Origin of the sequence: Streptomyces sp. NPDC059010 (assembly GCF_042740355.1) — a bacterium.
Lineage (GTDB): Bacteria > Actinomycetota > Actinomycetes > Streptomycetales > Streptomycetaceae > Streptomyces.
In genome coordinates, this window is sequence record NZ_JBHYJA010000008.1 from 247,702 (window position 1) to 254,092 (window position 6,391).

At 66.4% G+C, this 6,391-nt stretch carries 4 protein-coding genes; 1 reads left to right on the forward strand and 3 read right to left on the reverse strand.

The window, feature by feature from the left end; translation table 11 throughout:
• Positions 1 to 15: 15 nt before the first annotated feature.
• The 3 genes from ACFWYS_RS11150 to ACFWYS_RS11160 form a co-directional block, all read right to left on the reverse strand.
• Positions 16 to 1,293, reverse strand: coding sequence for an MFS transporter (locus ACFWYS_RS11150; RefSeq protein WP_384765855.1), 1,278 nt, complete (start codon positions 1,291 to 1,293; stop codon positions 16 to 18).
• A gap of 119 nt (positions 1,294 to 1,412) precedes the next feature.
• On the reverse strand, positions 1,413 to 2,495 hold the full coding sequence (locus ACFWYS_RS11155; protein WP_384765857.1) for an inositol-3-phosphate synthase: 1,083 nt from the start codon (positions 2,493 to 2,495) through the stop codon (positions 1,413 to 1,415).
• A 44-nt stretch (positions 2,496 to 2,539) separates the two neighbouring features.
• On the reverse strand, positions 2,540 to 3,223 hold the full coding sequence (locus tag ACFWYS_RS11160; protein ID WP_384765859.1) for a helix-turn-helix transcriptional regulator: 684 nt from the start codon (positions 3,221 to 3,223) through the stop codon (positions 2,540 to 2,542).
• A gap of 352 nt (positions 3,224 to 3,575) precedes the next feature.
• Between ACFWYS_RS11160 and ACFWYS_RS11165 the strand changes: the two genes are divergently transcribed.
• Complete coding sequence (locus ACFWYS_RS11165) at positions 3,576 to 6,266, forward strand: transglycosylase domain-containing protein (protein WP_384765861.1); 2,691 nt, start codon at positions 3,576 to 3,578, stop codon at positions 6,264 to 6,266.
• Positions 6,267 to 6,391: the final 125 nt, after the last annotated feature.

Sequence of the window (6,391 nt, forward strand, 5' to 3'; positions counted from 1 at the left end):
GGGAGTGGCCCTGTGTCATTGATGTGACACAGAGCGGTACTCAAAGCGGGTCATAGCCACCGCAACTGCCGCGTAGATAACGGCGACCGTGACCACGAGGGGTCCCGAGCGGCCATCCGGCGGTAGCACCAGTGCGGCCACTCCGGCAGCGCTGACGAAAGCGACGTTGAACAGCACGTCGTAGACGGAGAAGATCCGGCCGCGGAAGCCATCCTCGACCGAGGTCTGCACGATCGTGTCCGTCGCGATCTTCGCCCCCTGTGTCATCAGACCCAGGACGAATGCCGCCGCCAGCATGGGAGTTGTGGCGAACGGAAGACCGAGCGCCGGCACCAGGATCGCCGCTGCGGCCGCGCACCCCGCGATCCAGCGGCCCGGGCCAAGCCGCCCGGCCGCCCAGGGGGTTGCCACTGCGGCGGCGAAGAATCCCGCGCCGGAGATGGCCAACGCCAGCCCCAGCAGGGCGAGTCCGTCATCGGCGTCGGACGAGAAGGCGTAGCGGCAGAGCATCAGCAGCATCACCAGCAGGGCGCCGTAGCAGAAGCGCATCAGAGTCATCGTGAACAGCGCCCAGGCGGCCTCCCGGCGCTGTGGAGCGGCGAGATGCCGTACCCCTGCCGCCAGATCGCGTGCGGTGCCGGAGAGGGCCGCCGCGAGGCGCGGCTGGACCAAGTCGCGATCGGGGCCGAGCAGTTCCGGTGCCATACGCAGTGCCGCCAGGCCCGCGCACAGGTACAGGGCGGCTCCGAGGAGCACCACGGCGGCATCGGAGTCCCAGACCACGAGCCGTACGACGAAGGCCAGGCCGGCGCCCGTGGTCGCGGCGAGTGTTCCGGCGGTCGGGGAGAGGGAGTTGGCGATGACGAGCCGCTCCTCGTCGACCACGCGGGGCAGGGCGGCGGACAGGCCGGCCAGGACGAAGCGGTTGACGGCGGTGACGCACAGGGCGGAGACGTAGAAGAGCCAGTCCGGGACCTGGGTGACGATCAGGGCTGCGGTTGCCGAGGCCAGGACGGTACGCAGCAGGCTGCCGTACAGCAGGACCTGGCGGCGGCGCCAGCGGTCCAGCAGGACGCCGGAGAAAGGGCCCACCAAGGAGTACGGAAGGAGGAGTACCGCCATCGCTGAGGCGATCGCGGTGGCCGAGGTCTGTTTCTCCGGGGAGAAGACGACGTACGTGGCGAGCGCGGTCTGGTAGACGCCGTCGGCGCCCTGTGAGAGCAGGCGTACGACGAGCAGGCGCCGGAAGTTCCGGAAGCGCAGCAGGACCCGCAGGTCGCGTACGACGGACATGGGGCACAGCCTCACATATGGGAAGGGTCCCCGGGCGGTACAACCCGGGGACCCTCGGCAGCTCTGGCAGGAGCGTTCTGGTGCGGCGCTTCGTGCTCGGCGCGCGGTAACTGGTCTCGCTAGCGCTCGACTTCGCCCTTGATGAACTTCTCGACGTTCTCGCGGGCCTGGTCGTCGAAGTACTGGACCGGCGGGGACTTCATGAAGTACGAGGACGCGGAGAGGATCGGGCCGCCGATGCCCCGGTCCTTGGCGATCTTCGCGGCGCGCAGGGCGTCGATGATCACGCCGGCGGAGTTCGGGGAGTCCCAGACCTCAAGCTTGTACTCCAGGTTCAGCGGGACGTCACCGAAGGCGCGGCCTTCGAGGCGGACGTAGGCCCACTTGCGGTCGTCGAGCCAGGCGACGTAGTCGGACGGGCCGATGTGGACGTTCTTCTCGCCGAGCTCGCGGTCGGGGATCTGGGACGTGACGGCCTGCGTCTTGGAGATCTTCTTGGACTCCAGGCGGTCGCGCTCCAGCATGTTCTTGAAGTCCATGTTGCCGCCGACGTTCAGCTGCATGGTGCGGTCCAGGACGACACCGCGGTCCTCGAACAGCTTCGCCATGACGCGGTGCGTGATGGTGGCGCCGACCTGGGACTTAATGTCGTCGCCGACGATCGGGACGCCCGCCTCGGTGAACTTGTCCGCCCACTCCTTCGTACCGGCGATGAAGACCGGCAGGGCGTTGACGAAGGCGACCTTGGCGTCGATGGCGCACTGGGCGTAGAACTTCGCCGCGTCCTCGGAGCCGACGGGCAGGTAGCAGACGAGGACGTCGACCTGCTTGTCCTTGAGGATCTGGACGACGTCGACCGGGGCCTCGGCGGACTCCTCGATGGTCTCGCGGTAGTACTTGCCGAGGCCATCGAGGGTGTGGCCGCGCTGGACGGTCACGCCGGTGCGCGGCACGTCGCAGATCTTGATGGTGTTGTTCTCGCTGGCACCGATGGCGTCGGCGAGGTCGAGGCCGACCTTCTTCGCGTCGACATCGAAGGCGGCGACGAACTCGACATCACGGACGTGGTAGTCGCCGAACTGCACGTGCATGAGGCCGGGGACCTTCGACGCCGGGTCGGCGTCCTTGTAGTACTCGACTCCCTGAACCAGCGACGCGGCGCAGTTGCCTACGCCTACGACGGCTACGCGAACCGAACCCATTCCGGTTGCTCCCTGTGTGTACGAGTGAGGCCCTGAGTGGGCGCTCACGTGGCGGTGTCGCCGGGCGTATCCGGCCGGGGGGCGTCCCCCGGCCGGGGCAGGCCGCCCGGCGCTCCAGATGTGGTGTCCCGCGAGTCGGACCCCCCGGAGGCGGAACCGTTCAGGTCCCGCCCGGCCCGCTCGCTCTCGATGAGCTCGTTCAGCCAGCGCACTTCGCGCTCCACGGACTCCATCCCGTGGCGCTGGAGCTCAAGCGTGTAGTCGTCGAGGCGCTCCCGGGTGCGGGCCAGGGAGGCGCGCATCTTCTCAAGGCGCTCCTCCAGCCGGCTGCGACGGCCCTCCAGCACGCGCATGCGCACGTCCTGTGGTGTGCGTCCGAAGAAGGCAAATCGGGCAGCGAAGTGCTCGTCCTCGTACGCGTCGGGCCCCGTCTGCGAGAGCAGTTCCTCGAAGTGCTCCTTACCTTCCGCCGTCAACCGGTAGACGATTTTGGCGCGACGCCCCGCGAGTGGTGCGGCAAGAGCGTCCTCGGTGGTGTTCCCCGGCTCCTCGATCAACCAGCCGTTGGCGACCAGCGTCTTGAGGCAGGGATAGAGCGTGCCGTAGCTGAACGCACGGAACACGCCGAGCGATGTATTGAGTCGTTTGCGCAGCTCGTAGCCGTGCATCGGGGACTCGCGCAGCAGTCCGAGTACGGCGAACTCAAGGATCCCGGAACGTCGGCTCATCCCCTCGCCTCCTCGTCGTATGCCGCGCTGATGTATCGACTCGATACATCACGACGATAGAACGACCTTCCGGACGCGACAAGTGGGGGAACGGTGAACGGGATCACATCAACGATTCATGTGGAGCGAGTTGCCTGATTTGGGGTGAAGTTCCGGGCTAGGCGGACTTTGACGGTGCGTAGTCTGTGCGCCATGCACATCACCGGGAACCGAGCGGCCCATGAGGGCGTCGTTGTCCTTGGTGCAGTACGGGTGAATGCGGAACCGACCACATCCGTACTTCGGGGGGACCGGAAAACAGCCGCCGTTGCCAGGCGCGCAGGGGTGCGCCGGCCCGAGGAGTAGTCGTTCGATGAGCGAGCACCGTCGCAAACCGCCGCAGCCGCAGGGAGGCGGACGTGCCGCGGCCCGACGCGGCCAGTCCGGCGCGACCTCCGGTCGCCGAGCGGCACCGCGAGGCGCCACCGGATCCCCTTCCGACTCGTATGGGTCGAGTCCCACCGGTTCGGGAGACGAAGAGCGTCCGTACGGCGGCCGCGCCGAAGCACGACGCGCGGCCCAGAGAAGTGGGGGTCGCCGCAGAGCGGCCGAACCGGGCCGGGGCGGCCGCCGTGCCGCTCCGGGCGGGCCGACCGGTCCAGGCAGGGGCCACGGGCGTGCCGCTGACCCCGGAAAGAAGCGATTCATCGACTATCCGCGCGCGGGCAAGTACGGCGTCGCGCGCTGGGTGCCGTCGTGGAAGCTTGTGACGGGCCTGTTCATCGGCTTCCTGGGGAGCCTGGTGGCAGTGGCCGGTATCGGTTACGCCATGGTGGGTATCCCCCAGATCGACGAGACAGCCAAGGCGCAGAACAACGTCTACTACTGGTCCGACAAGACCGAGATGGTCTCCACCGGTGGTGAGACGAACCGGCAGATCGTCAACCTGTCGCAGATCCCCAAGGCGATGCAGAACGCCGTGATCTCGCAGGAGAACAAGACCTTCTACACCGACAGCGGCATCGACCCGAAGGGCATCGCCCGCGCCGTGTTCAACATGGCGACCGGTGGAGAGACGCAGGGTGGTTCCACCATCACCCAGCAGTACGTGAAGAACGCGAGGCTGGGAGACCAGTCGCAGACGATCTCGCGCAAGTTCAAAGAGATCTTCATCTCCGTCAAGGTCGGCACCAAGTTGTCGAAGGACGAGATCATGGAGGGCTACCTGAACTCCGCCTATTACGGACGCAACGCGTACGGGATCCAGGCGGCAGCGCGCGCGTACTTCAACAAGGACGCCATCAAGCTGAACGAGGGTGAGTGCGCCTTCCTGGCCGCCATGCTCAAGGGCGCCACGTACTACGACCCCGCAGGTTCGGTCTCCATCGATCCGGCGGCCACCCCCGAGGCAAACCGCAAGCGGGCCACGGTCCAGATGCAGGACACCCTCGACAAGATGGTCGAGTACGGGCATCTGGACGCCACGACTCGGGCCAAGTACACCAAGCTCCCCAAGGTGCAGAACCCGCGGTTCAACACCGCGCTGAGCGGCCAGATCGGCTACCTCGTCGACATGGCCAATTCCTCACTGGTCAGGAACAGTGAGGAGACCGGGATCACCGAAAACAAGCTGCGACAGGGCGGTTACTCGATCTACACGACCTTCGACAAGAAGAAGGTCAATGAGCTGGAGAAGTCTGTCAAGAAGGTCCAGAAGGCGAACATCAAGCCCAAGGAACGCCCGGAGACAGACACCCACGTCCAGTTCGGCGGTGCCTCCGTGAATCCTGCGACTGGCGCTATCGAGGCCATCTACGGCGGTGAAGACGCCACGAAGCACTTCACCAACAACGCCGACGAAACCGGCGCCCAGGTCGGTTCGACATTCAAACCGTTCGTACTCGCGGCCGCTATGAAGTGGGGCGTGCGGGACCCCAAGGGCCTTGCTGAACAGGCACAGGACGAGCGCACCAAGGTCTCGCCGAAGAGCTTTTACAGCGGCAAGAACAAGCTCAAGATCAGGGACTACAGGGGCGAGATCTGGCGCAACGAGAAGGGGGAGGAGTGGAACCAGGTCAACGACGGCGATCAGTCGCTCGGCAGTCCCCCGAAATACCAGATCGACCTTCGTGAGGCGATGAGGGAGTCGGTGAACTCCGCCTTCGTGCAGCTCGGCATGGACGTCGGGCTGGACAAGGTGAAGGAGTCGGCCGTGGACGCCGGCATCCTGGAGAGCAGCCTGACCGGCACCGACTACCCGTCCTTCTCCATCGGTACGTCTCAGCCCAGCGCGATCCGCATGGCCGGCGCGTATGCCACCTTCGCCACCAGCGGAGAGCAGCGCTCCCCGTTCTCGGTCAAGCAGGTCACGGACAAGGACGGCGAGGTCTACACCCACAAGACCGTGACCAAGGAGGCATTCACCCCGCAGGTGGCCGACAACGTCACGGACGTCCTGAAGACCGTGGTCGAGAAGGGCACGGGTACCAACGCCCAGCTGACCGGCCGGGAGGTGGCCGGCAAGACCGGTACGACCGACGGCAACCGCTCCGCTTGGTTCGTGGGCTACACCCCGCAGCTGTCGACCGCGATCTCGATGTTCCGGCTGGACGACAACGAGAAGAACCAGAACCGCGAGTTCCTGGAGATGTACGGCACGGGCAACCAGAAGAAGATCCACGGTGCCTCGTTCCCGTCCGTGATCTGGCACGACTACATGGAGCAGGCGCTGAAGGGCAAGAAGCCGGAGCCGTTCCCGGTCCCGGAGCCCATCGGCGAGATCATCAACGACATCCCGACCCCGACGGCTGCTCCTACGCCGACCGAGACCGAGGAGTCCAGCCCGTCTCCGAGTCCGACGCCGAGCGAGTCGCTGACCTCGCCGACGCCCACGCCGACCGAGACATGCTTCGGCTTCCAGTGCAATGACATCGGCGGCTCCGACAACGGCGGCACGGACGGAGGCGTGACCTCGTCGCCGACGCCTACGACAACGGAGACGGAAGGCAACAGCAACGGCAATGCCAACGGCAACGGAGGCATCTTCGGAGGACCGTCAGGCTGATCAACGGGCTGATCCGCTGCACGAAGGCCGGTGGGGGGGCGCCCCCCCCGCGGGGGGGGGGCGCCCCCCCGGGTTTGGGGGGGGGGGGGGGGGTTGTTTATGGGATATAGAGGTGGGGAGGTGAA